The 23398-nt window shown below is 68.3% G+C and carries 20 protein-coding genes and 2 pseudogenes; 15 read left to right on the forward strand and 7 right to left on the reverse strand.

What is annotated here, in order from left to right:
• Positions 1-134: 134 nt before the first annotated feature.
• On the reverse strand, positions 135-389 hold the full coding sequence (locus G4D85_RS45415; RefSeq protein WP_164020811.1) for a hypothetical protein: 255 nt from the start codon (positions 387-389) through the stop codon (positions 135-137).
• A gap of 547 nt (positions 390-936) precedes the next feature.
• Between G4D85_RS45415 and G4D85_RS50110 the strand changes: the two are divergent.
• Together G4D85_RS50110 and G4D85_RS45425 are read left to right on the forward strand one after the other, a co-directional pair.
• Positions 937-1110: pseudogene (locus tag G4D85_RS50110) on the forward strand (endonuclease III domain-containing protein); the annotation flags it as partial.
• A gap of 111 nt (positions 1111-1221) precedes the next feature.
• Positions 1222-2550, forward strand: coding sequence for a DUF418 domain-containing protein (locus tag G4D85_RS45425; RefSeq protein ID WP_164020815.1), 1329 nt, complete (start codon positions 1222-1224; stop codon positions 2548-2550).
• 110 nt (positions 2551-2660) lie between these two features.
• Here the strand turns inward: G4D85_RS45425 and G4D85_RS45430 are convergent, their stop codons facing one another.
• A complete protein-coding gene (locus G4D85_RS45430) occupies positions 2661-3203 on the reverse strand; it encodes a DUF1801 domain-containing protein (protein WP_164020817.1) in 543 nt (180 codons plus the stop codon).
• 78 nt (positions 3204-3281) lie between these two features.
• On the opposite strand from G4D85_RS45430, the pseudogene G4D85_RS50115 reads away from it, so the two are divergent.
• Positions 3282-3392: pseudogene (locus tag G4D85_RS50115) on the forward strand (SitA6 family polymorphic toxin lipoprotein); the annotation flags it as partial.
• Between the two features lie 174 nt (positions 3393-3566).
• Here the strand turns inward: G4D85_RS50115 and G4D85_RS45435 are convergent.
• Complete coding sequence (locus G4D85_RS45435; RefSeq protein WP_164020819.1) at positions 3567-4364, reverse strand: DNA alkylation repair protein; 798 nt, start codon at positions 4362-4364, stop codon at positions 3567-3569.
• 483 nt (positions 4365-4847) lie between these two features.
• Here G4D85_RS45435 and G4D85_RS45440 point away from each other — a divergent pair, with 483 nt between their 5' ends.
• Positions 4848-5081, forward strand: coding sequence for a hypothetical protein (locus tag G4D85_RS45440; RefSeq protein WP_164020821.1), 234 nt, complete (start codon positions 4848-4850; stop codon positions 5079-5081).
• Positions 5082-5214: 133 nt separating this feature from the next.
• On the opposite strand, the gene G4D85_RS45445 is transcribed toward G4D85_RS45440, so the two are convergent.
• Positions 5215-5550: a hypothetical protein gene (locus G4D85_RS45445; RefSeq protein ID WP_164020823.1), complete on the reverse strand. Its 336-nt coding sequence runs from the start codon at positions 5548-5550 to the stop codon at positions 5215-5217.
• A 147-nt stretch (positions 5551-5697) separates the two neighbouring features.
• Positions 5698-6276, reverse strand: coding sequence for a GNAT family N-acetyltransferase (locus tag G4D85_RS45450; RefSeq protein WP_164020825.1), 579 nt, complete (start codon positions 6274-6276; stop codon positions 5698-5700).
• 1909 nt (positions 6277-8185) lie between these two features.
• Between G4D85_RS45450 and G4D85_RS45455 the strand changes: the two genes are divergently transcribed.
• From G4D85_RS45455 to G4D85_RS45465, 3 genes are all read left to right on the forward strand, one after another.
• Positions 8186-8797, forward strand: coding sequence for a C1q-like domain-containing protein (locus tag G4D85_RS45455; RefSeq protein WP_164020827.1), 612 nt, complete (start codon positions 8186-8188; stop codon positions 8795-8797).
• 619 nt (positions 8798-9416) lie between these two features.
• Complete coding sequence (locus tag G4D85_RS45460; protein ID WP_205525998.1) at positions 9417-10310, forward strand: TolB family protein; 894 nt, start codon at positions 9417-9419, stop codon at positions 10308-10310.
• A gap of 397 nt (positions 10311-10707) precedes the next feature.
• On the forward strand, positions 10708-11586 hold the full coding sequence (locus G4D85_RS45465; protein ID WP_240359902.1) for an alpha/beta fold hydrolase: 879 nt from the start codon (positions 10708-10710) through the stop codon (positions 11584-11586).
• Between the two features lie 128 nt (positions 11587-11714).
• Here the strand turns inward: G4D85_RS45465 and G4D85_RS45470 are convergent, their stop codons facing one another.
• Together G4D85_RS45470 and G4D85_RS45475 are read right to left on the reverse strand one after the other, a co-directional pair.
• Complete coding sequence (locus tag G4D85_RS45470; RefSeq protein ID WP_164020831.1) at positions 11715-12095, reverse strand: hypothetical protein; 381 nt, start codon at positions 12093-12095, stop codon at positions 11715-11717.
• A 116-nt stretch (positions 12096-12211) separates the two neighbouring features.
• Positions 12212-12949, reverse strand: a complete 738-nt coding sequence (locus G4D85_RS45475) for an AraC family transcriptional regulator (RefSeq protein ID WP_164020833.1) — start codon at positions 12947-12949, stop codon at positions 12212-12214.
• Between the two features lie 110 nt (positions 12950-13059).
• On the opposite strand from G4D85_RS45475, the gene G4D85_RS45480 reads away from it, so the two are divergent.
• From G4D85_RS45480 to G4D85_RS45515, 8 genes are all read left to right on the forward strand, one after another.
• Positions 13060-14901 (forward strand): AMP-dependent synthetase/ligase, encoded by a 1842-nt coding sequence (locus tag G4D85_RS45480; protein ID WP_164020835.1) that lies wholly within the window; start codon positions 13060-13062, stop codon positions 14899-14901.
• 47 nt (positions 14902-14948) lie between these two features.
• Positions 14949-15572 carry a hypothetical protein gene (locus G4D85_RS45485; protein WP_164020837.1) on the forward strand — a complete coding sequence of 208 codons (624 nt, stop codon included), beginning with the start codon at positions 14949-14951 and terminating at the stop codon, positions 15570-15572.
• Positions 15569-16867, forward strand: coding sequence for a sigma 54-interacting transcriptional regulator (locus G4D85_RS45490; RefSeq protein ID WP_164020839.1), 1299 nt, complete (start codon positions 15569-15571; stop codon positions 16865-16867). Before G4D85_RS45485 ends, G4D85_RS45490 begins: the two co-directional genes overlap by 4 nt.
• Before the next feature lie 17 nt (positions 16868-16884).
• The gene (locus tag G4D85_RS45495) at positions 16885-17871 is read left to right on the forward strand and encodes a tetratricopeptide repeat protein (RefSeq protein WP_164020841.1); all 987 of its coding nucleotides are present in this window, start codon (positions 16885-16887) and stop codon (positions 17869-17871) included.
• Complete coding sequence (locus G4D85_RS45500) at positions 17865-19388, forward strand: serine/threonine-protein kinase (protein ID WP_164020843.1); 1524 nt, start codon at positions 17865-17867, stop codon at positions 19386-19388. The genes G4D85_RS45495 and G4D85_RS45500 overlap by 7 nt, the downstream gene beginning before the upstream one ends.
• A gap of 216 nt (positions 19389-19604) precedes the next feature.
• Positions 19605-19853, forward strand: coding sequence for a hypothetical protein (locus G4D85_RS45505; RefSeq protein WP_164020845.1), 249 nt, complete (start codon positions 19605-19607; stop codon positions 19851-19853).
• Between the two features lie 144 nt (positions 19854-19997).
• Positions 19998-21392 carry a M57 family metalloprotease gene (locus tag G4D85_RS50645; RefSeq protein ID WP_164020847.1) on the forward strand — a complete coding sequence of 465 codons (1395 nt, stop codon included), beginning with the start codon at positions 19998-20000 and terminating at the stop codon, positions 21390-21392.
• 331 nt (positions 21393-21723) lie between these two features.
• Complete coding sequence (locus G4D85_RS45515; protein WP_164020849.1) at positions 21724-23175, forward strand: TIGR02996 domain-containing protein; 1452 nt, start codon at positions 21724-21726, stop codon at positions 23173-23175.
• The last annotated feature ends 223 nt before the right edge of the window (positions 23176-23398 follow it).

The raw sequence follows: 23398 nt of genomic DNA on the forward strand, positions 1-23398 counted from the left end.
ATGAACCTGAGCCCCCCTGAGCACGGGTGGCCACCGGGCATCCCCTCGGAACCTGTGGCGCGCTGACACGTCACTGACGTGTCAGCCAGCACAACGGGCCCTGGCAGCCGAGCACCGTGGCTCGACGCGCGTCGCTATTCCGCCGCTTCCTTCCCGCCCTTGCCCTTCCCCTTTCCCTTGCCCTTCCCCTTCCCCTTCCCCTCTGTTCCCTTTCCGCCCTTCTCCCCCATCACCGCTTCATCTCCCTGCGCCGCTTCCGAAGCCTTCATCATCTGGGAGCCGGCACTGGCCTCCGCAGGAGCGGGCTTGGACTCCGCGGCGGCAGGACTGGCCTGACCCGCGAAAGCAGGGGTGACAGCGAGGGTCAGCGCCACGACGAGCTTCTTCATCACGAAACCTCCAGCTTCAGGAGCTGCGGCGCGAGATGCGACCGCAGACTTCGTGGTGCCCTGAGCAGTCTTCGTGCCAACAGTCGCAGGTTCAGGCGAGGGACGGGCACCAGCACCTCTGCCCTCCCTGCGGTCCATGCACCGGGCGCGGTGGGTGCTGCTCAAGGACGTGGGGCTGCTCTCGGACGTCCTCACCCTCTTCCTGCGGGCGCTGTTCGCCCTACAGCGGCGGAGGGCACGGCGGCAGGGTCTGCGGGGTGGGCAGGTCGGGGCCGTGTCGTTCATCCAATTCTTCGGCTCGGCGTTGCAGGTCACGCTGCACTTCCACTCGCTGGTGCCGGATGGCGTCTTCGTGCCGCGGGAGGGCGACGTGCGCTTCGAGGCGTTGCCGCCGCCCACGCAAGGTGGCAACTGCTGCGCTGGACGGAGGTGGACGTCCGGTCCCCTCCCCGAAAGCAGCCCCGGTGCGCCTTGCTGGAAGGCTTCTCCCTGCATGCCAATACGCACCTCCATGCCAACGACAGGCAGGGGCTGGAGCGAAGTACGCGGGCCCCCAGCCCTTGCCGACGCGGACACCGCCGAGCTGGAGGAGGACCTCTAGCCCACCGGCTTCTACAAGCAGAAGACCCAATCCGTTCAGGCCATGAGCCGCGCGCTGCTGGAACACTTCAGCGGCGCTGTGCCGCGCACCGTCGACGAGCTGGTGACGCTGCACGGTGTGGAATGGCGTCCGGGTCCGGGACGCGAGCAGCGCCGCTCACGTGACGCCCACACCTGGAGAACCTGGGGAATACAGGCCACCGGTCTCACGTTGCCCGACTCTTCTCCGGACATGACCCCTGCCCCTTCCGCAAGCGAGGCCCCCAGCACCGAGGCCCGTCCCGTGGAGTCCAGCGAGCGACTGATACTCCTCGACACGCTGCGTGGCTTCGCCCTGTGCGGCGTGTTCATCTCCAATGTCATGGTGTGGTTCAGCGGCAGGGTGTTCCTGCCGCGAGAGCAGGTCCTGGCGGCGATGAACAATGCGTCGCTCGTCGACACCATCACCTGGCAGGCGTTCTCGGTGCTGGTGGCGGGGAAGTTCATCACCATCTTCTCGTTCCTCTTCGGCCTCGGCTTCGCGGTGCAGATGGGCCGCGCCGAGGCGCGAGGCGCCGCCATCACCCCGGTCTACGTCCGACGACTGGGGGTGATGCTGGTGATGGGTCTCGCCCACATGTTCCTCATCTGGTACGGCGACATCCTCAGCACCTACGCGGTGCTGGGATTCGGCCTGCTCCTGTTCCGGGGGCGGTCGAACCGCACGCTGCTCATCTGCGCCGTGCTGTTCGTCCTGGGGTGGTCCATCGTCGGTGTTTTCATCAACAAGTACCCACAGCTGATGGCGGACACGCCAGAGGCCGCCGCGGCCATCGCCAAGGCGGCCAGCGAGAAGTCCGCAGCCATCCGGGCACAATCGCTGGCGGCCTACACGAACGGGAGTTGGCTGGACGCAACGAAGGCGACCGTCAATTTCCTCTTCGGCGACTACCTGCCCATGCTCATCGCCATCACGCTCTCGACGTTTGGCCGGTTCCTGCTGGGCCTGCTGGCGGGACGGCTCCGCATCTTCCATGACGTGCCACAGCACCTGCGGTTGTTCCGCCGGCTCCTCGGGTGGGGCTTCGTGGCCGGGGTGATTGGCGGCGGCGCCGGCCTGGTGGTGCAACAACTCATCCTCCGAAAGGTCTTCACTCCGGAGACGTTGCCGACCTGGGTGGGCTTCGTCATGGCGCCGCTGCGGCACCTGGGTGAGCTGGGCTTCGCGGCCGTCTACGTGTCCGCCATCGCCCTGCTCTTCCAGCGAGCCACCTGGCAGCGGGTGCTGGGCCTGCTCGCACCCGTGGGGCGCATGGCGCTGACGAACTACCTCTCACAGTCCATCATCAGCGTGCTGTTCTTCTACGGCTACGGACTGGGCTACATCACGAAGCTGGGCCCCCTGGCGTGCGTGGCGTATTGCCTGACCGTCTTCTCCGTCCAAGTGGTGTGGAGCCACCTGTGGCTGTCGAAGTTCCGCTTCGGCCCCGCGGAGTGGGTGTGGCGGTCTCTGACGTATGGAAAAGCCCAGCCCATGCGCCGTGACGACGCCTCGGGCCAGCGCGAGACGGCGCCGGCCTAGCGCGAGCCCGGGCCCCTTGGAGACATTTTGGAGACGAAGCCAGGAGCTCACTGAGCCACTGGTGTAGCCCCCGGGCTCGCGTCGGTAGGCCACTTCGGGGCGTGCCTCCTTCAGGAGTGGTGCGCCACCGCGGCCTTCACCCAGCGCAGGATGCTCGCCTCGTCAATGTCCGCGGCGCTGCGCACCTTGAGGTGGCGCATGGTCTTCCCGGTGCCCTCGAGCTTTCCTTCCGGGTCGTCGAGCTTCTCCGGGGGCGCCATGATGCTGAGGGCGGCGTAGGTCGTCGAGGTGTAGAGCGCACAGAAGCCGCCCTTCAGCTCGAAATAGGGCATGCCCCACTTCATGGACTCGCGAGCGCCGGGGGCGGCCTTCTTCACCAGGGCACGCAGGGCCTCGAGGTGCTCGCGCCGCTCCGGGGGCTGCTGCGCGAAGAAGGCGTCCGCCGGGGCGCCGAGGTCCTCGCGGCGCAGGTACGGGCGGACAGGGGCCTTCTTCGCGGCCGCGCCCTTCGCCGGCGCCTTCTTCGCAGCCGCGCTCTTCGCCGGGGTCTTCTTCGCAGCCGCGCTCTTCGCGGGCGTCTTCCTGGCGGTGCTCGTCTTCACAGGGGTCTTCTTCGTGGGTGTCTTCTTCGCCGTCACCTTGCGTGCTGCCATCCGTGCCTCCGAGGCCCCGGACCGCCGGGGCGGGCGGGAGGCTACCCCAGCAGCGGAGGACGCATGGGCATGAAGGGGAACCAGCGGGCCACCCCGGAGGAGATCTACAAGCACGCCGGGGAGATTATCTACCGCTCCCAACTTCGCGGCGGCCCCATTCAGCCGTCCTACTCTCGTCCGGGCACCTGAGGGCGGATGCGCCGGTTTTTCTGGCTTGAGGAGGACAAGTAGGTGGTCGGGGAGACAGGATTTGAACCCGTGGACGAGGGGGTGCCCTAAACCCGAAACGGCACACGCTCTTCGAAACGTCAGGTTCGGGACCGGACTGCCCAGGTGCCGGACGTTGCTCCGACATGGCCGACGTCAGCGCGCACGCCTCCCAGCGGATGGCTTCTTTGCGGCGCTCTTGTTCCTGGCCGGAGCGGCCTTCGCCTTCGAGGGTGCCGCCGCCTCCATCGCCTTTCGGGCCGCGGTCTTCTCGCCTTTCCGCAGCGCGAGCGCCGCGGCAATCCACTCCGGCGCGTAGCTCGACGTGCAGCCCTTCGGAATCGGTCTCGGGTCCCACCGGCCGAGGCGCTCGCCGATGGCGATGACCTCCGCGGTGTACTCGGGCAGGTGGAGGCCAATCCAGACCAGGCAGAAGTTGATGCCCTCCTTCACCCGGTACGGTGCGTCCGGCAGCTCACTCTCGATGCGCGCGAGCGTCGCGCCAACGTCGAGCTCCGTCGCGAGCCCGCGCGCGATGCGCCCGGCGAGGAGCTTCCATCCGGCGCGGCGAGGGAGCTCCGCGCGGCCGTCCATCCACCGCACCTGCAGCGCCTGGGCGATGGGCGCATGCACGAGCACGCGTCCGACGAGCTCGTCGACCAGGGTCGGGGTCGAGAGCGGCTCGAGGAGTCCGCGCGCCTCCTTCTCGGTGAGCGCCGCGGGCTCGAGCAGCATGCACGCGAGGATGCGCGCCTCGTGGTTGCCGGTCGCCCACAGTTCCAGGCCGAGCCCGTGGTTCGTCCCAAGCGCCTCTGCGAGGCCACGGAGCTTGCCGAGCAGCACGCCGAAGACGTTGTCGCCCGCACCGTCGCGCACGTAGCGCTGGCGCACCTTCTCGTCGCCATGGCTCTCGAGTTGCTTCATCACCTGGGAAAGCGTCATCGGTTTCGGCATGTGAGAACACCTCGGCAGACGATAAAGGGGGAAGGCGACGAAAGGGTGGCACGGCGGGCGCCGGCGGTCGAGTCAAGCCCGCGAGCCAGCTGCAGCCGAGAGGGGCGCCTGGCGGACCCGATTTGGACCCAATCCAGGGAACACATGCCGGCACCAGCACGTCTGCTGACGCGTCATTCGCGTCAACTGACACGTCAACGAGAGTGGAGCGGACCTCGGGCATGCGCGGGTTGACTCGCGCTGAGCCTCGTCGCTCCTGGGCATGAGGCTTGCTGTGTGGACTCAGGCCCACCAACCACGGGCCCCTACCGGAGATGAACTACAACCATGCGCAAGTTCGTGACTCTCTTCTCACTGGGCAGCTGTCTGCTGATGACTGGCGCTGGAGCGCAGACACCACCCGCTCAGGCTCCCTCGACTCAGACGCCCGCAAATGCGTGCTACCTGTGGAAGGGGCGTGGAGGTCCTCCCTCGGAGGGCTACATGGCTACCCATGCGAGCTGCCGTCCATGGAATAGCAATTACGGGTGGAGCTTCATCAAGAAGAACAATGGGGTGGACTACTATCGCGGAACATTCAAGGACGCCGCGGCCACTCCCTCCACCTGGGCGGTCTACGCCGACTTCGGCTCAGCAGTTGTCACCTCGAAGGCGGACTACGATTCCTTTGTCGCCAATACCAGGCTGTCCGGCTCCTGCGGCGAGTGCCTGCACTGACAGCGGGGCTCAGCTGGCCGTGCGCGAGCGGAGACCGCGGTGCAGGCCGTGCACGCCGGCTCGTTCGGGTGATGCGGCTCCACTCAGGGTTTCCACCGCCGAGCGCCGTGGAAGCGCTCGGCCCCGCCGCCCGTCAGGGGCAGTAAGTGCAGTAGAAGAAGTCGGAGTGCGAGGCGTACGGCCCGTCCCCGCCCGGGCCCCAGCAATCCGTGGTGCAGTCGTCGTTCGTGTAGCAGGAGAGCACCCACCCCTCCTCGGTGTAGGGGAGCGAGTTGTGCCAGGAGCTGTACCGGGGGCGGTAGAGCTGCACACAGGCCTGGGCGGACACCTCGCCAGCGGTGCCCTCCGTGGGCGCTCCTTCCGAGACGGTCGGCGGGGCGGACTGCTCCGCGGGCGGCTGGGGCTCCGCGCCACACGCCATCAGGAAGCCCGCAGCCAGCACGACGAAGCCACTCAGGGTGCTCTTCATGGTGACACTCCTTTCAAAAGGGGGGCCTGAATGAGAGCACATTCCCTCGCGGAGCTCGGTGTGGGGAAGCGCCCCCTCCTCGACCCGCGGCGCCACACCCGCCCGGGACATCCATGACCCTGTGAATTTCCCGTAGCCATGTTGCACCTACGTGAGCAGGAGCCCCATGAGCAGGTCATCCACGAGCGCGCCGTCGTCGGCCCGGAGGAACGCCCTGCGCGTTCCCTCGTGCTCGAAGCCCAGCGAGCGATAGAGGGCGATGGCGCGGGGATTGTCGGCGCGGACGTAGAGTTCCACTCGAAGCACTCGCTGGCCATCCGCATCCCGGTGCGACCGCACCCACTGGAGCAGGTGCTGCATCAACAGGCGGCCCACGCCCAGTCCCTGGGCCGCCGGGTGGACGCCGATGCCCAGCACACCCACGTGGCGCAGCATCCGGTAGCCGATGCGCAGCACGGACGCCTCACCCAATACGCCGCCGTCCTCCGCTTCCACGAGGAGGGGGAACGCCGTGCCGTCCGTCTTGTGGAGCCCCGCGCTCTCGCGTCCCGCGGCGAACGTGGCCGCGTCCGGCGGCAGCTCGTCCTCGTGCTTCACGATGCCCTGCCGGGCCCGGACGATGGCTCGATCCAGCGCGTATAGCGCCGCCGCGTCCTCGCTCGTGGCCTGGCGGATGACACAGGAGCGTCCGTCGCGGAGTGGAACCCGGCTGGGCTGGTAGTGCATGGGCGTGAGGCTATCGCCTCCCCTATCGTGCACGGCAAGAATCGCCGTCCGTCCACGTCCCCTTGTCTCCCTCCTTCGCGTTCCAACCTCTTCGCGCTGGCCTGCTGCGTCCTTGCCTTCACCGTGGACTATAGCGATGACCCGCCAGAGCCCCCCGCCGGGCGTGGCGTCCTGCGCATCGGAAACACGCGCGCGGACAACGTGGTGCGCGTCGACGCGGAGACGGGCGATTTCCTCGAGGACTTCGTCGCGGACGATGGCCCGGCAGGGCTCGTCGCACTCGTCTTCGGTCCCAGCGGCGACCTGTACGTGTCGAGCGGGGACAGCCCACCTTCTCCGGTCTCCCCAGCCAGGTGCTGCGCTTCGACATCGCCACGGGACAGTCGGAGGGCTTCATCGACCAGCCCGCGCTCTCTGCCGCGGGGCTGAGCTACATCACCCTACTCGGACTGGCCTTCGGGCCGGGCTGTGGAAGCGCACAAGGTTCCACGGCGTCTTCGCTCCAGGCGCGAAATTGCGGCCATTTCTGCTCCGCCCGAGGTTCGCGAGCCTATCCAGACCGAGCCGAGCGAGCCGCCGGGACCCGTCGGGCCCCTCCCCGAGACGGACGGTGGCACGTCGCCGGAGTCCGCGACGAAGCAGCTCGCCGTGGCTGGCGGTGGGGACGCTCCCTCCTTGGGAAAGGGAGCGCTTCACCGCGAACGACCGCTCCGGTTCACTGATGCCTTGTACGAGTCACGAGGCGCGTTCCGGGGGCGCGGCCCCATCCCGAAGTCATGGGTCATGAATGTAGGGCGCGATGTTGGCCAGTCAATGATATGCGATTTTTCGCATGCCATGAACTTGCATGCCTTGACTCAAGAAGAGGCTGACAACCTCTTCTCAAGGACTCTCTTGGGACGTTTGCATTTAACCGGAGATCTGGTCTATATCGTTTGTGCTGCCCTTGGGCGGCGCGACGGGATGCGACTGATGAGGTGGCTTCGAAGGAGGCCTGGATGTTTCGCATCGTGCGACTTCGTGGCCTGTTCGTGGTGCTGCAGCCGCGGCCGTCATCAATCCCCATGAGGAGACGCCAATGACGCTGGTGCGAGCACTGCGCTGTGCTGTCGGAACAGCCCTGTTGTTTGGAGCCGGATGTGGTGTGCCTGTCGAGGACAACGCGAGTCCCACCGCGCCGACACCTTCCGAGGCGACACCGGAGGACGGCGACATCAAGCGCGCGGCAGCCGTCTATATGCTGTGCTGGCCAGCGCTCGGTGTCTACAACGGCCCGTCAACGAGCTCCTACCTTCACACAACGCTTCATAGAGGTAGCGGCAACAACTTCGAAGTGCTGGGCAACCCGATTCTCTCCGAAGGAGAGTACTGGGCGCCCGGTCGTACAACGATAGGGCGGACCGAGGGATACGTGCGCTGGAATGGGCTCTGCCATTAGCTGACAACAAACGTTGGGAGCAGGCGCGCCTTTCCGCAGCGCCTGCCTTCCAGGACTATCGCCCGCTGCCCCCGTGACACCGCCCTGCGGCTCGCGCACAGTGCGTCGCTCGAGGACACACGGGAGGAAGCACGGTGGAGACCACAGTCTTCCTGGCGGAGGCGGGTGTGGCCCTGGACGCGGAACGGGCCTGGTGGCGAGAGTGCAGCCCACGCATGCCACCAGCGACACAACCAGTGCTCGCCACTCTGCGCGAGGCCGAGCGACTGCCGGAACTACGCGGCTTCCAACACGCACACCTACGGACTCTGAGCGCCCACCGGCTGTTAGGGCTCACGAGGAGCGGGCGCGAGAGCACGTGAATGACAATGAATTCCGCCGTCGGTTCGCGCCCATTTTTGAAAGACAGAAGTGCGCAACCCAGCATTCCACTTCCAAACCAGAAGCAGCACACCCACCAGGAAGGCAATTATGCAGCGACCATGGAAGACATTGGTATTTGGAATCGCATCATCGCTCATTGCAAGCGCCGCGCAGGCAGAGGGCAGTGATGCTGCCGTCGATGGCGCTCGCATGAGTGGGCAGGTCATCCACGACTACAGGACTGCGGACCCCGTACTTCCCGCCTACCTCGCGACCTACAACCCATATCTCTGCCCGGAATCTGGAATCGTTGCGTTCAGCGTATCCGGCGGAAATCATGTCTCAGAGGGTGGCGCCACGCTCTTGGGGTATCCCCATGTCATCACGAATGAAGGCGCAAATTGGCCGACTGGCGGAGGCACATTCGTCGCGCCATGTGCCGGGCTGTACTTCTTTGCCGTGTCCTTCGTGAAGGACGCAACCAATTACGGCGCAACGAATAGAGACGTGTATGTCCAGATTCTGCAGAACGGAGTCAGCAAGGGACTTGCCTGGAGCGGCTACACCGCCGACCAAGACCGTGCCGCCGGCTCATACAGCGTTGCCCTCGTGCTGGAGCAAGGGGATTACATCCAGACCTTCACGTTCAATGACACTGGCGTGAAGCGGCATCTTTATAGCTACAACTTCACAGGCCATTTGGTGAGGCAGCGATACTGACATGAACTGGTAGCCATGGCTCGGTGTGGGCTGCTCAGCAGGCTGGGGGTGCCAAGCGTCAACTCGCATCCTGGAGCGCCCACACCTCCAGCAGCGAAGCCCACATGCCCAGAGCCCGTCGCCGTCGTGCCACTCCGTCCCCCCCGAAGCACGCGTCCCCGCGTTTCCGGTGGCCCCGCGTTGGGCCCGCTGCCGTTGGAAGAAGTCCTCCGGGATGCGCTCCGCAGAGCGCTGAAGGCATCTCTCGCCGGCCTGGCGGCGGACCTGAGCCGCCTTGCAGCGCGTCCGGCCGGGAAGGAGCTCCCTCAAGCGGGGGCGGAGCCTGGGCTGGAGGAGCAGAGCCCGACCCTGGCTGCGACGGTGGAGTCCGCACGCCGCGATGGGATTGGGCGGGACTGCTGCGCCGACCCTTTTCACCCCCTTTGCACCAGCCCCCCTCAAACAGGGCCCCCATTCCGCCTGGGGCCCTCAGGTTTGGGGTGTTGGATGCGCTGGCTGTTCATCGAAGAACCACTGCAGCCTGGGCTCCTCTCCCGAGGACCTGAGCCGCTGGGAGCGCCGGTTCGTGACGATGCGCGCCGACGAGCGCTGTACACAGCGCCACCGCCTCGAAGCCAAGATGGCCCTCTCCACTTTCGAGCTCGTGAGGTCCTGGTTGACGTCGCTGCGCCTTCCCCGAGTCCTCGCCATGCTTCCCATGGCCTTCCTGCTCGCGGCTTGTGGTGATGAGCCCGAGCCCGTGCGTACCGTCCTCGCGGCCACGGCAGGTGAGTCCTGGAGCTCGCCCCGGTTCTCTCCAGATGGCTCCCGCATCCTCTTCTCGAGCTTTGCCCCGATCGGCGATACCGGCGTGAACAACGTTCAGCGTGTGAACGTGGACGGCACGGACCTCCAGGAAGCGCACGTTCCCCATGCCGCCATCTGGAGCGCGGACGGAACCCGCTTCATCTATCCCCGGTGGGGCAGTCTTCACAGCCGCCCGGTGGATGGACTCCCAGAGGTGCTCGAGGCCGAGGACATCGGCTTCCCTTCCGACGGCCGCATGGACGTGTCGCCCGACAATCAGTGGATTGTCTTTGGCATGGCGGGCACGTCCTCCAGCGGCGAGCGCCGCGGGCTGAACCTCTTCGACTGGACGACCCGGGAAGTGCGGACGCTCAGGGAGGACGGCTTCTCGCCGGTCCTCTCGCCGGACGGCCAGCGTGTGGCGTATCTGGTCCGCGTGGCGCCAGGCCCCTTCGAAGTCCGAGTGCTCACGATCAGCACAGGGGAAGACCTGCCGGTGATGAGAGCCATCCACAATCATCAGCCCATGGCCTGGATGCCCGATGGACGACTCGTGGTGGTGACGAAGGATGGGTTCACCTTCGTCGACCCCTCCGGCGTGACGCCGCAGCGAAACCTCGTGCTCGAAGGCGGCGCGCCCAGGGAACTGGATGTCTCCCAGGACGGCAAGAAGCTGGTCTACGGCCTGACAGGCCAGGACGACTTCTACCTGTTGACGGGCTTCTGAACGGCCGGGCGTACGCCGAGCAGGCGCTGCGCGACTGATGCGGGCCTGGGGCTCTCGTCCGCCTGGGGCTGCTCCTGGAGGGCCAGGGCAGCGCGCAAATGGGCTGTCTCGGGTTTCTTCGCCCGCAGCAGGCGGAGTGCCGCCTGGTCCAGGGCTCGGTGGGCCGGCCTCCACCTCCGTGGCTGGCCGACCGCTTCACCTCCTCCATGCGTAGCACGCGAGCGACTACCGCCGGCTCATCAGCAGGGCCACGCGGAGCTATCTATCGAGATTCGCTGGGCTGCTCGAGAGGGCGACGGAAAAATAATCGCCGGTTGTCGATCCGCGCGGACTTCGTTCGACGCATCGGTGAAGGGGCCGGCAGGTGCCGGTCCTCGCTTCCCTGAAGGAGACCCACATGCGGTTGACGATGATCCACGCTGCCTTGATGGCTGTGAGCCTGCTCTTCACCTCCACCGCGGCCGACGCGCAACCGAAGGGCGCTCGGGTCAAGGTGAACGGGATGCAGGTCTATTACGAGGTTTCGGGCAAAGGCGAGCCGCTGGTCGTGCTGCACGGCGCCTACATGAACATCCCGACGATGGGCGCCATCATCCCGAAGCTCGCGAAGACCCATAAGGTCTACGCGCTCGAGTTCCAGGGACACGGCCGCACCACCGACATCGACCGGCCCATCACCTATCAAAACCTCGCGGACGACGTGGCCGCCTTCATGGACGCGGTCGGTCTGAAGAAAGCCGACGTGTTCGGCTACTCGATGGGGTCCGCCGCCGGGTTGCAGCTCGCCATCCGCCATCCGGAAAAGGTGAACAAGCTCGTCGCGGCTTCTGTCGCGTACGACATCCAGGGCTGGCAGCCCGAGTTCAGGGAGTTCATCCCGAAGATGACCGTGGAGATGTTCCTCGAGATGCCCTTCGCGAAGGAGTACCCGAAGCTCGCGGCCAATCCGAAGGGCTTCCCTGAGCTGGTCAAGAAGCTGATCCAGCTCGAGAAGGAGCCGATGGCGTGGGAGAAGGACGTGAAGGCGCTCAAGACGCCCGTCCTCATCATCACCGGCGACGCCGACGTCGCGACGCTCGAGCACTCCGTCGCCATGTTCCGGCTCCTCGGCGGCGGCGGCCCGGGCGAGATGGGCAAGCCGCTGTCCCCCTCGCGGCTGGCGGTCATGCCGGCGACTGCACACACCGCCGTCATCAGCCAGTCGGAGCTGCTTCACGCCTTCATCGAGCCGTTCCTGAAAGGCCAGACGCCGAAGGGCTTCTTCGAGACCCCGTAATCGGCGGGGCCGACCCCCTCAGCCTCCGGGTGCGCCGAGCCGGAGGCTGGCTGGAGGGTCTTGGCGTACGTGAAGGGAGCGCGAGGGAGGGCGGGCGTCCGGCATGGCGCCCGCGCGGCCCCAGAGCGTCACAGCGCGCTGCAGGCCCAGACGCCAAGGGGCGTGCAGTAGCAATTGGGATTGGGGTGGCCTGTCAGGCAGCAGCTCCGCGTCCCGCCAACGGGCGAACACGGGGTCCCCGCGAGCTTGCTGCAGCGATTGTTCAGCCCACAGATGGGGATGGGCGTGAAGCAGATATTGTAGAAGCCATCGCACTCGACGGAGTCCGCCTGCACCGAGCAGGTGTTCCCCTCACAAGACACTGTCGAGCCATTCGGACAGGTCTGTGTGCACGTGACGAGGGCGCTCGACTCCTGCCCCAGCTCCGGCGCCTCGACAGGTTCCACTCCACCACAGGCCACCAGCACCGGGACGACGAGTACCGTCAGCACACCCAGGAAGCTCTTCATGGCATGTCTCTCCTTGAGGGGTCGAGCGGCATCGAAGCACACCCCATGCCAATCACGCCACTGGGTTTCACATGCATCATCGTAAGGATTCGCACCTCACTCCCTGACGCCAGTCTCTACCCGCCGGGCGGCCGGCCGCCATCGAGGACGGCGCCCGTGAGGCCATGGGTGAAGACCTTCGAGGGCGGCAAGCCGAACATGCCGCGAAACAGTCGGGAGAAATGGGCCGAATCGTAGAAGCCCGCGGCGTGCGCGACTTCGGTGAGGCTTCGGCCCCTGAGTGCGAGCGCGGTGGCCGCTTGCATCCGGTGCCAGGCGCGAAATGCGCCCATCGGGACGCCGACCTGTTCCCTGAATCGGTGTTCGACGAGGGAAGTGGAGGCCCCCACCCGTTGCGCCAGCGTCACCGCATCGGAGGGTTCGTCGTCGGGTGTGGAAAGAAGCCCAGCGACACGAGCGATGCGTGCGTCGACCGTCAGCGGACAGGGTCCTAGGTTCAGAGCGTGCTGGAAGAGCTCGGTCCAGGGTTCGGGCTTTCGCGCAGCAAGGGCGGTTTCGACTGCCGCGCGCAACGCGCCCGCGTCGACCCGACGGCTGAGTCCCGCGCCAGGCTCCAGAAACAGCACTGCTGCCCGTCCGCCATGAAAGTCGAGCGCATGCCACTGCCACCCACGCACGAAGGCGGCTTCGTGGTGTTCGACGTGGCCGTCGCCGTCGACGAGGTCGAACGCATCATCGAGACCCACGAGAACGGCGTTGGCGGCGAACCGATGCCTGGGCAGCTCGTGGAAGCGGCCGACGTACAGCGCTCTTCCTCCGCCCAGCAACAAGTGGCTCTGCATGTGCAGAATCATACAAGCGTGGACGTGGCGCCGCACGTAGCTTGAGGCGTTGAACCCCGCCGCTCCCCTGCCCCTTGCCCCAGCCCGTAGCGATGGCTCTTCGTTCGAACAGAGGAGGCCTCATGGCCCATGAAACCCCGTCCCTCTCCCAGATGATTCTCGACCGGGCGCGCGCGTCGCCGCAGCGCGTCGCATTCCGTGTGCGACGAGACGAGGCCTATGTCGACGTCCCCTGGGCGGAGTTGTCCCCGCGCATCGAAGCCATCGCGGCGGGGTTGTTGAGCGCCGGGCCGGTGGACGATGGCGCGTGCATCACCATCGTCGGAAACACCACGATGGAATCGTGTCTCGTCGACTTCGCTGCACTGAGCGTCGGTCTCAAGACGGTCCCCGTCTACGCGAGCCTGCTGCCGGAAGAGGTGGGCTACATGCACGTGGACACCGCCGCACAGCTCGTCGTCGTGGACGACGGGAGTCAACTCGACAAGGTGCGAGCCTTTCGAGAGGGATTCACGTTCTTCGAGAGGCGTTACTCGCCGGCCGAGCTCGGTGCCCGAGCGAAGGTGGTGGTCATCCATCCGGCCGGTCTTGCTCCCGCGGACGACTGGGAGAGCCTGGAGAGCCTCGAGGCCCGGGGTCGCGCCCGACGAACCGCGCTGGAGGAGGAGATGCGTCGAAGAGCATCGCTGATTCGACGCGAGCACGTCGCGACCTACACCTATACCTCGGGAACCACCGGAGCACCGAAGGCGGTGATTCAAACCCACGACAACATGCTGGCGATGCTCGAAGACGTCGCCGACGCGGGGCTCGTGGATGACAACGTGCGCAGCCACGGCTTGTTTCTCTTCCTACCCGCTGCGCACTCCTTCGGACGAATGGTGGAGTTCGCGGGTCCGTTCTTCGGCGCGCCGCTGGTCATGTCGTCGGTGCCCACGCTGGCAGCGGATCTTCTCGCCGCGCGCCCGGGGTTCTTCCCGGCGGCGCCGCGTGTCTTCGAGAAGATGATGGCGAAGATTACGAGCGCCATCGAGAGCGAGCAGGGGTTGCGACGATGGGTTCTGGAATGGGCCCTGGGCGTGGGTCGTCAAGTCGCGGCCCGTGGCGCTGCCGGCAAGTCGCTGCCGGTGTTGCTGGAGGCCCAGCGTGGCCTGGCGGACCGCCTCGTGCTGGCGAAGCTGCGCGCACGACTGGGTTTGGACAACGCTTCCGTTCTCCTCTCGGGGGCCGCCGCGCTTCGCGTGGACGTTCAGATGTTCTTTCTCTCCCTGGGTCTGACCGTTCTTGAAGCCTACGGGCTGACGGAGACGTGCCCCGGATTGACCGTCAATCGCAAAGAGGACGTGCGTCCAGGGAGCGTTGGGAGACCGTTCAAGCGATGCGAGCTCAAGGTGGGGCCCGATGGTGAGCTCCTTGCTCGCGGGCCGAATATCTCCCGGGGGTACTTGAATCGCCCGGAGGCAACGGCTGAAGCCTTCGATGACGACGGATGGTTCCGGACGGGAGATCTTGGCTCCATTGATTCGGAGGGGTTCGTTCGGATTACCGGGCGGAAGAAGGAGCTGCTCAAGACGAGTGGTGGAAAATACGTGGCGCCGCTGAAGCTCGAGGCACTGCTCAAGCGAAACCCGCTCGTCCAGGAGGCGGTCGTTATCGGTGAGGGGCGGAATTTCTGTACGGCCTTGTTTGCGCTCGACCCGGAGATACTCGCCGTGGTGGCGCGACGCGAGGGGATTCCGGCGGCTCCCTCGCACCCGCGAATCAACGACGTCCTGCAGACACTGGTCGCGGAAGCGAATTCGAGCCTGGCGTCCTTCGAGCGCATCAAGACGTTTCGTGTGTCGCCCGGCCCGTTCACGGTGGAGGGGGGCGAGCTCACGGCGTCGCTGAAGGTCAAGCGCCACGCGGTCGTTCGGAAGTACGCGGCGTTGATTGAGTCGATGTACGGGGGGGCCCTGGCCTGACGGTGTGACGCTGGCTCCATGCGGGCCGAGCCGGTAGTGTCGCGCCCGTGCTGGGACGCTTCAGGAAACGCGCCGCGCTGCTCGTGCTCGGTGTCGCCGCCGCGCCAGGCTGCATTCCCGAGGCCGTCGACGTCACCGGCAAGCGCTGTGGCCCGGACCAGTCCTGTGGGCCGGGCCTCCAGTGTCTGGCGGGGCGCTGCTCGGCGGGGGACGAGACGCCGCGGCCGGCCAACCTCGTGTCCAACTCCGGCTTCGAAGAGGGTGCGCAAGGGTGGGAAACCCCCGGCGTGCTGACTTCCGAGGCCCCGGGCTTCACCGGCGCCGTCGCGGCGCGGCTCGTGGCCCGGCAGGAGGGGACCCCCGTGACGCTGACGCCCCGCTCACCGCCGCTCCTCGACCCGGTGGAGGGCTTCTACTGCGCCTCGGCCTGGATTCGCGGAAGCGAGGGCCGCACCGCCGTGCTCCACCTGCTGGTGGACTCCGAGCCCGAGGAGACAGTGGAGCTGCCGCTGGATGACACCTGGCGGCAGGTCACCGCCTCCACGCTCTTCTTCCCGGACATGGTGGGCTCCGTGCGGCTCGTCCTTCCGGCCGGAGTCGAGACGCCGGTGTGGGTCGATGACGTGAAGCTGTGGCGCTCGGACAGCTCGCTCTGCGAGGACGCGCCATGAGCGCGGCTCCCCCGCGCACCTCGCCCATCACCGAGAAGACGGACCCCGACGGCCCGCCCCGGGTACGGCTGCTCGTCCTGGAGGGACCGGACCGTGGCCGGTCCGCCCTGGTGGAGGGGGGCACCGTCGTGGTGGGGACGCTGCCGGACTGCCAGCTGGTCCTCACCGATGACACCGTGTCCCGCCAGCACGTGAGCCTCGAGCTGCTCGGGCCCCGCGTGCGTGTCAGGGACCTCAAGAGCCGCAACGGGACGCGCTACCTGGGGGCCCGGGTGGAGGTGGTGGAGGTCCCCCTGGGCGCCATCGTCTCGCTCGGGAAGACCCGGCTCGCCCTGCTCCCGGCGGAGGCCGCGCCCGAGCGCCTCAGCGAACAGACCGAGCTCGCGGGACTGCTCGGCCGCTCGCTCGCGATGCGCCGGCTCTTCGCCGAAGTCGAGCGCGTGGCTCCCGTGGACATCTCCGTCCTCATCCAGGGCGAGACGGGCACGGGCAAGGAGGGCATCGCGAGGGCCCTGCATGCCCTGTCCGGAAAGACGGGCGCGCTGCGCGCCTTCGACTGTGGCGCCGTCCCCGCGTCCCTGCTGCCCGGCATCCTCTTCGGCCATGCGCGCGGCGCCTTCACGGGCGCGGTGGCGGACACCCCGGGCGCCCTCGAGGCCGCCCATCAGGGCACCCTCTTCCTCGACGAGGTGGCGGAGCTGCCGCTGGAAGTCCAACCCACCTTCCTGCGGGTCCTGGAGACGGGGCGCTTCTGCCGGCTGGGCGAGACGCGCGAGCGCCACGTCCGCTTCCGGCTCGTCGCCGCCACGCACCGGGACCTCACGGCCGCGATGAAGAAGGGCACCTTCCGGCCGGACCTCTACCACCGGCTGGCGAGCCTCGTGCTGCACGCGCCGCCCTTGCGGGAGCGGCTGGACGACATTCCGCTGCTCGCCGAGCACTTCGCCCGGAGCCTCGGGGCCTCGCTTCCGCTGTCCCCCGCGAGCCTCGCCACGCTGACCGCCTATCACTGGCCCGGCAACGTGCGGGAGCTGCGCAACGCGGTGGAGCGGACCCTCACCCTGGGCGCCGAGGCCGCGCTGCCCGAGCTCGCGCTCCCTGGCGGAGCGAAGGAGGACTTCCACGCGGCACGCGAGCGCGTCCTCGGGGTCTTCGAGCGCAGCTACCTGGAGGCGCAGCTCGCACGGCACCGGGGCTCCGCCTCGGCGGCCGCGCGGGAGGCGGGCCTGGCGCGCTCCTACTTCTACCGGCTCCTCAAGACACACGGGCTGCTCCCCGGACGCGACAGGGGCTGAGCTAGGATGCGCGCGACATGTGGCTCGCCGTGACACTGCTGGTGGTGCTGGGACATGCCGTGCCGGCCAATCCCTATCTGGAGCAGGCACGGGCGCGGTACGAGGCGCTTCACTTCAGCGAAGCGGTGGAGCTGCTCGAGCTCGCCGAGCAGGTGCCCTCCAGCACCCGCGCCCAGCACCTGGACATCCTCGAGCTGCGGGCCCGCTGTGAGCTGGCCGAGGGCCGGCGCCAGGAGGCCGAGGCCACCTACGAGCGGATGCTGATGCTCGACCCGCGCGCCGAGCCTCCGGCGGACCTGTCGCCCAAGATTCTCGAGACGTTCCAGGCCGTGAAGGCCCGGCTCTTTCCAGCCGGCTACGTGGCCCTCAAGCAGCTGCCCGCGGCCGAAGGCCTGGTGCGCGCGGAGGTGGTGGACCCGTGGCGGCGCGTCGACGCCGTGGTGCTGCACTGGCGCGGCCCGCGCGACGCGGACTGGCGGCCGCTGCGTGCCCGGCCCGACGCGGAGTGCTGCGTCTTCCAGCTTCCCGGCGGTGGGCCCGGCCCCGTGCGCTGGTACGTCGAGGCGCAGGGCCCGGAGGGCACCGGGCTGACCCGGCTGGGTGCTCCGGAGGCGCCGCAGGAGTGGACGCGGGGCATGGCTTCCGCGTCTGCGCCGGGCACCGAGGCCCAGGACGGTGGCGTGACGGAGTCCCTGGTGGCTCCCGTGCCTCCTCCGGGTGCCGGACCCGGGGACGTGCATGGGGACAGGAGGGCCTCCACGACGCCCCGCCTCCGCAGGACGCTGGGGTGGGTGTCGCTGGGGGTGGCAGTCGCCGCGGGCGTGGGCGGCACGTGGCTCCAGGTCCGGTCCGGCGAGTCGCATGACGCCGCGTCGCGCGCGGAGTGGGCCGGTGACTCGCGGCGACACTCCGAGCGGGCGCGCACGCAGGCCGGTTGGGCCACGGGCCTCTTCATCGGCGGCGGAGCGGCGGCGCTCGGCGGCGGCTATCTCCTCACATGGTAGCGACCGGGCTCGCCAACCGGGGGCTGCGCGTGGGCCCCTACGAGCTGCTCTCGCGAATCGCAGCGGGGGGCATGGGCGAGGTGTTCATCGCCCGGCGCACGGGCCCGGCCGGCTTCGAGAAGCGCGCGGCACTCAAGCTGCTGCTGCCCCACCTCTCCGAGGAGCCCGGGCTGGTGGACCTCTTCCTGGAGGAGGCCCGCATCGCCGCGCTGATGGAGCACCCCCACATCATCCCGCTCTTCGACGCGGGCCAGGCAGACGGGCGCTACTACATGGCGATGGCGCTCGTGGAGGGCGTGAGCCTGTCGCAGTTGCTGCGCGCGTGCCGGCGGGAAGGCCGGCGCCTTTCGCTTCCCGTGGTGCGGGCGGTGGCCACCGGCCTTTGCGAGGCGCTCGACTACGCACACCACCTCCGGGGCCCCGGGGGCGAGGACTTCGGTGTCGTCCACCGCGACGTCAGCCCGTCCAACGTCATGGTGTCCACACGCGGGGCCGTGCTGCTCGGCGACTTCGGCATCGCCCGGTTGCTCTCCCACGTGACGACCCGCGGCGGCCGTCCATGGGGCAAGTTCGCGTACATGGCTCCGGAGCAGCTGGAGGCGACGGGGCCCGTGGATGCACGGGCGGATGTCTTCGCGGCGGCCGTGACGCTGTACCAGGCGCTCACGTTGAGCTCACCGTTCCAGCGCGAGACGGACCCGGCCACCATGGACGCCATCCGCCGCGAGTCGCTGCCGGATGTGACGCACCTCCGGCCGGATGCCAGCGCACGCCTGCGCGACACGCTCCAGCGGGGCGCCGCTCGCGAGCGGGAGCTGCGGCTGCCGTCAGCGCGGGCGCTCCTCGACGGCTTCCTGGAGGGGCCGGTGGCCGGGCCCGCCGAGCTGGGCGCGCTCGTCGAGTCACTGTGCGCCGCCGAGCTGGCCCGCTTCCGCCAGCCTCTGCCGTCGCTGGACGCAGGCCCTACCCGGACCGTGCCCCCTGCCGGCGAGCCGGAGGCGGTGGAGCGTCAGGGAGGGACACGCCCACCCAGGAGAAGACGGAGCCTCGTCCTGGTGGGAGGCGCGGCCGTGGTGGTGGCGGGCGGCGGGCTCTGGTGGCAGGGCTCGCGGCCAGCGGCTGCCAGCCGTACCGGGGAGGCGTCCGCCGACGGTGCCCGGCAACCACCGGCCGTCGCTATCCCGTCTCCGTCCCCCATGGAGCAGCCCGCCCCCGTAGAGGTCCCGAGGCGCCCGTCGTCCTCCGCTGCGCCGGTGAGGCGCGAGCCCCCACGGGCCATGGAGGCGAAGGCCCCTGCCGGTATCGGCTACCTGACCGTGGACGCGCGTCCGTGGGCGGTCATCTCCGTGGACGGGCGCGAGGTGGACCGGACGCCGCTGGCCCGCTACCCGTTGCCCGCGGGACGCCACACCATCGTCTTCCACAACCCCGTGCTGGGACGGACCGAGCAGCGCACCGTCCGAATCGAGCCGGGCGCTGTCGCCATCCTGCGAGTGGACTTCGAGCCGACCCGCTGAGGCCCGAAGTGTCGTGCCCCCGGACAGCTGTCTCCTGGCAGGGGACAGCCTTGCCGCGCTCCTAAAGGGCCTGACGCGCCAACCCCGCGAGATGAGGCGCGGGAAGCGCCGGGAGCGCACCGGCTCCGCTGAGGGCATGGGGCGTGCAACCTCCCCTGCACGCACGGAAGCCGCGTGCCGAAACCCAATCATCCCCATCCACGGAGCTGCCTCTTCATGAAGACGTTCGTTCTGGTTCTCGCCGCCTCGATGTCGCTCGCCTTCTTCGCCACCGCCTGCGGAGATGATGGTGAGTGCACCGCCGAGGAGTCCTCCGCGTGCACGAACAAGCACACCACGTGCGTGGCCTCGTGTGGCACCGGCGAGGAAGTCGGCTACGGGGCCTGCGTCCAGCGCTGCACCGCCAAGCTCTGCGACTGCCACGAGGCCTGCGGCACCAACTGCGACGAGGACATCGACGACTGAGCAGTCCCCGCAGGACACACGTGCGGGGCCGCCTGCCAGCCCGGGGCGGCCCCGCACGTGACGCCTTACCTGAGACGCCGCGCGGTCGCGGCTGGAACCTCGAGCCGGACGAAGCATTCCCCGCAGTCAGAGAAACGAGCATCCATGTTCAAGCAGGCAGCAGTCCTCGCGGTGACCGGTGTCGCATTGCTGGTCGGCTGCGGCGGTATGGACCCGCAGATGGAGAACGAGGAGATCATCTCCAACCTCATCGAGGCCGGCTATCCGGCCGAGGACATCCACGTCATCAACGAGGCCGTGTTCGTGAGCGGCGACGGGCATGTGACGCTCCAGGCGTCCCGCGAGATGATTCAGGCTCCCCCGGGGAGCGCCGAGCATTACCGCTCGACCAACCTCGTCGGCCCTCAGGTGACGAAGATCTGCATCGACTCCTCGGCCGCGTTCAACAGCTACTCCAATATGAGCCAGGGACTCGACCTGGCCATCGGCAACTACAACGCGCTCGGTCTGCGATTCACCTTCGCGCGCGGTCCGACGACCGGCTGCTCCGCGACCATCACCGCGGGGATCTCCATCATCCGACCAGACGAAAACTGGGCGGACTTCCCTTCGTACGGCCTGCCCGGCGGGTCCATCAACATGATCCCCGCGCTGAACGACCAACCCCTCGACATCAACGAGCACATCATCACTCACGAGCTCGGCCACACCCTCGGCCTGCGCCACACGGACTACTTTGATCGCAGCATCAGCTGCCCCCCAGGCCCCTACAGCGGCGTCGAAGGGGACGAGGGAGTGGGCGTCATCCACATTCCGGGAACACCGACCACCGCTGTCTGGAACGGGTCCGTCATGAACGCCTGCCCCCACATCGACAATACCGGCGAGTTCACCAGCGTGGACATCACCGCGCTGAACATCCTCTATGGCCCGAGCGCGACCCAGAGTTGCCCGAACGTCAACGTCGCGGCCTACCAAGGGCAGACGGGGGCGCAGATTCGCTGCACCTGCTCCTCGGGGGGCGGAGGCCCGGTCTGGGGAACGAACCTCTACACCGATGACTCGAACATCTGCACCGCCGCGGTGCACGCGGGGGTGATGACCACCAGCGGCGGGGCGGTGGTCCTCGAGGTCCAGCCGGCCCAGAGCATCTTCATCGGAACCACCCGCAACGGCGTCACCACGAGTTCCTACGGCGCCTGGCCGGGGAGCTTCCGCTTCATCGGTGCGCAGGTGCCGCAGCCGCCGCCGCTCTGCTCCAGCTTCAACATCATGTCCTACCGCGGGCAGAACGGGTCGAGCATCCGGTGCAACTGCCCGACGGTGAGCCTCGGGGCGTCGGTGTGGGGCACGGACCTCTATACCGATGACTCGGATGTCTGCGCGGCGGCCGTGCACGCGGGCGCGATTCCCTCCACCGGCGGGCAGTTGGCCGTCACCCTCCAGCCGGGACAGAGCAGTTACCTGAGCACCACCCGCAACGGCATCACCACGCTCTCCTACGGTTACTGGGGGGGGAGCTTCTCCATCAGCCCGTAGTCGCCACGTCGGCAGCTGGCAGCCAGGGCGCGGGCGGTCGTGGAAGCGCCACCGCGTTCTCGTCGCGGACATGACCCTCCGGGGGCAGCAGCTCCCGGGGGGGCCTCCCGCGAGGACCTGACGACCGAGCCCGGCATCTCGAAGCCCAGCCTGTATGCGGGAATGCCAAAGAGCTTCGGAACAAGCTCCAGTCGTTGGCAACCGCAATGAGCATCCCCCTCAGAGGTAGAGAGGCCCTCAGCGCCACTGTGGCAGAGGCGCTGATGCAGCGCCTCGAGGCAAGTGGAAGCACCTTCCGTACACTTCTCGCGGGAGAGGTAGACTCCCCACCGTGAGCGATTCCCTGGCCGAGTTCCTCGAGCGCGCGGTGGCGGCCTTCGAGCACTACGAGGACGAGGAGGCCCTCCAGCAGTTGCTGGAGGCCTGGCGCGAGTCGCGTGCTGAACGCCTCGCCCGGCTCATCGAGCGGCTGTCGGTGTTGCTCCCCACCTGGCTCGCTCCGCTCACGGGACCGGTCGACCTGCCGCTGCTGGTCGAGGACCTCCTGGTGCTCGCGCGAGGCAGGTACCCTCGTTTGCTGAGCACCCAGCTCATCGACCACGAGAAGTGGCCCGCCGACCCCCGGCTCACCCCCGTGTTGCTCGCCCTCGCACCGATGCCCGATGCCCAGCGAGAGGGAGTCTTCCGCCGGCTCTGCGACCTGCTCTGCCACGTGAGGGACCCGCGCAGCCTCGGGCCACTCCGCGCCCTTCACGCCACCCTGCCTCCCGCCAGCCGGTACGCGGACAGGCTCGACGTCGCCATCCAACGCATCGCCATGCAGCAGGTCTCCACGCCAGGCGCGGAGACCTCCACCCTGTGCGACGCGCTGGAGAAGGCCCTCACCCGGCGCGAGGAAGCCACGGCCCGGAGCGCGCCCCTGCGCGAGTCGCTCCTTGCCCGCGTCGCCGCCAATCCGGACGATGACGGCCCGCGGCTGGTACTGGCCGACCACCTGTTGGAGCAGGGAGACCCGCTCGGTGAATTCATCACGCTCCAATGCATGCCCCAGCCCGACGAGGTTCGCGTCGCCCGGCTGCTCGAGGTGCACCGGAACCGGTGGGCGGCGCCGCTCGGCCCCTGTGCCGTGCTCGAGAGCGTCCGCTTCGAGCGAGGCTTCCCGGTGGCCGTCCAGGTGGGGGCGCCACCCAGCTGGCACCTGCCGCCTCCCGGGCCGTTCTGGAGCACCGTCCGGGAAATCGCCTGGGCCTGGCTTGGCCGCGAGGCGCGGGCGGACTGGCTCGCGCACCCGCACCTGCGCCGCGTGACGGTGCTGCGGCAGGTGAACGCCGAAGTCGCCCGGCGGCTGGGCCTGCACCCCCTCGCGGTGCGACGGCTCGAGCTGAGGGGGCAGCTCACCCGCGACGGACCGGACGTGTTCACCGGGCTGGCCGCCCTGCCGCATCTGTCATGGGTGGAGGTCCAGGAAGCCGAACCCCAGGACGTACACCTGTGCGCAAGCTCCCCGCTGGCCCGGCGGCTGGAGCGCTTCGAGGCATCGAGCCCCGGCGCCTGGTCGCTCGCGGTAGTGCCGGCGGCGGAAGTGCCCGTCGAGGCCACCCTGGAGCACGAGGCTCACTGCGCGGCCTTGGCGGAAGCCCTCCGCGCCGCGGCGGGCTTCGGTGCCCGCGCGCTCCGCCTCCACTCCCGGCGCCGCCTCAAGGCGAGGCACCGGTCCCTGCTGGAGGCAGCCACCGCCGGCTACGCGCGCGTCGAGTGGGACCTGCCTCGCGGCTTCTGGTGACGCGTGGGCCTGCCGCCTGGCCAGGCCGCTTGGGCCGGCGTGTGCCCCATGGGGCGGCACGGCCTGTGCTCCGGCCCGGCGCACAGCCCGCGCGTCACCCTCCAGCGACCCTTTTGAACCCCTTTGCACCCGCCCGCCCCTCAACCAGGGCCCACATTCCGCCTAGAGTCCTTTCGGACAGCAGCGGCCCTCGGTCACCTTCGATGGCAGCCGCTACCAGGTG

The organism is Pyxidicoccus trucidator, assembly GCF_010894435.1.
GTDB classification, from domain to species: domain Bacteria; phylum Myxococcota; class Myxococcia; order Myxococcales; family Myxococcaceae; genus Myxococcus; species Myxococcus trucidator.

Coding starts and splice junctions, on each gene's coding strand:
- G4D85_RS45415 (WP_164020811.1), bottom strand. CDS start 389: ATGAAGAAGCTCGTCGTGGCGCTGACCCTCGCTGTCACCCCTGCTTTC.
- G4D85_RS45425 (WP_164020815.1), top strand. CDS start 1,222: ATGACCCCTGCCCCTTCCGCAAGCGAGGCCCCCAGCACCGAGGCCCGT.
- G4D85_RS45430 (WP_164020817.1), bottom strand. CDS start 3,203: ATGGCAGCACGCAAGGTGACGGCGAAGAAGACACCCACGAAGAAGACC.
- G4D85_RS45435 (WP_164020819.1), bottom strand. CDS start 4,364: ATGCCGAAACCGATGACGCTTTCCCAGGTGATGAAGCAACTCGAGAGC.
- G4D85_RS45440 (WP_164020821.1), top strand. CDS start 4,848: ATGGCTACCCATGCGAGCTGCCGTCCATGGAATAGCAATTACGGGTGG.
- G4D85_RS45445 (WP_164020823.1), bottom strand. CDS start 5,550: ATGAAGAGCACCCTGAGTGGCTTCGTCGTGCTGGCTGCGGGCTTCCTG.
- G4D85_RS45450 (WP_164020825.1), bottom strand. CDS start 6,276: ATGCACTACCAGCCCAGCCGGGTTCCACTCCGCGACGGACGCTCCTGT.
- G4D85_RS45455 (WP_164020827.1), top strand. CDS start 8,186: ATGCAGCGACCATGGAAGACATTGGTATTTGGAATCGCATCATCGCTC.
- G4D85_RS45460 (WP_205525998.1), top strand. CDS start 9,417: ATGGCCCTCTCCACTTTCGAGCTCGTGAGGTCCTGGTTGACGTCGCTG.
- G4D85_RS45465 (WP_240359902.1), top strand. CDS start 10,708: ATGCGGTTGACGATGATCCACGCTGCCTTGATGGCTGTGAGCCTGCTC.
- G4D85_RS45470 (WP_164020831.1), bottom strand. CDS start 12,095: ATGAAGAGCTTCCTGGGTGTGCTGACGGTACTCGTCGTCCCGGTGCTG.
- G4D85_RS45475 (WP_164020833.1), bottom strand. CDS start 12,949: ATGATTCTGCACATGCAGAGCCACTTGTTGCTGGGCGGAGGAAGAGCG.
- G4D85_RS45480 (WP_164020835.1), top strand. CDS start 13,060: ATGGCCCATGAAACCCCGTCCCTCTCCCAGATGATTCTCGACCGGGCG.
- G4D85_RS45490 (WP_164020839.1), top strand. CDS start 15,569: ATGAGCGCGGCTCCCCCGCGCACCTCGCCCATCACCGAGAAGACGGAC.
- G4D85_RS45495 (WP_164020841.1), top strand. CDS start 16,885: ATGTGGCTCGCCGTGACACTGCTGGTGGTGCTGGGACATGCCGTGCCG.
- G4D85_RS45500 (WP_164020843.1), top strand. CDS start 17,865: ATGGTAGCGACCGGGCTCGCCAACCGGGGGCTGCGCGTGGGCCCCTAC.
- G4D85_RS45505 (WP_164020845.1), top strand. CDS start 19,605: ATGAAGACGTTCGTTCTGGTTCTCGCCGCCTCGATGTCGCTCGCCTTC.
- G4D85_RS50645 (WP_164020847.1), top strand. CDS start 19,998: ATGTTCAAGCAGGCAGCAGTCCTCGCGGTGACCGGTGTCGCATTGCTG.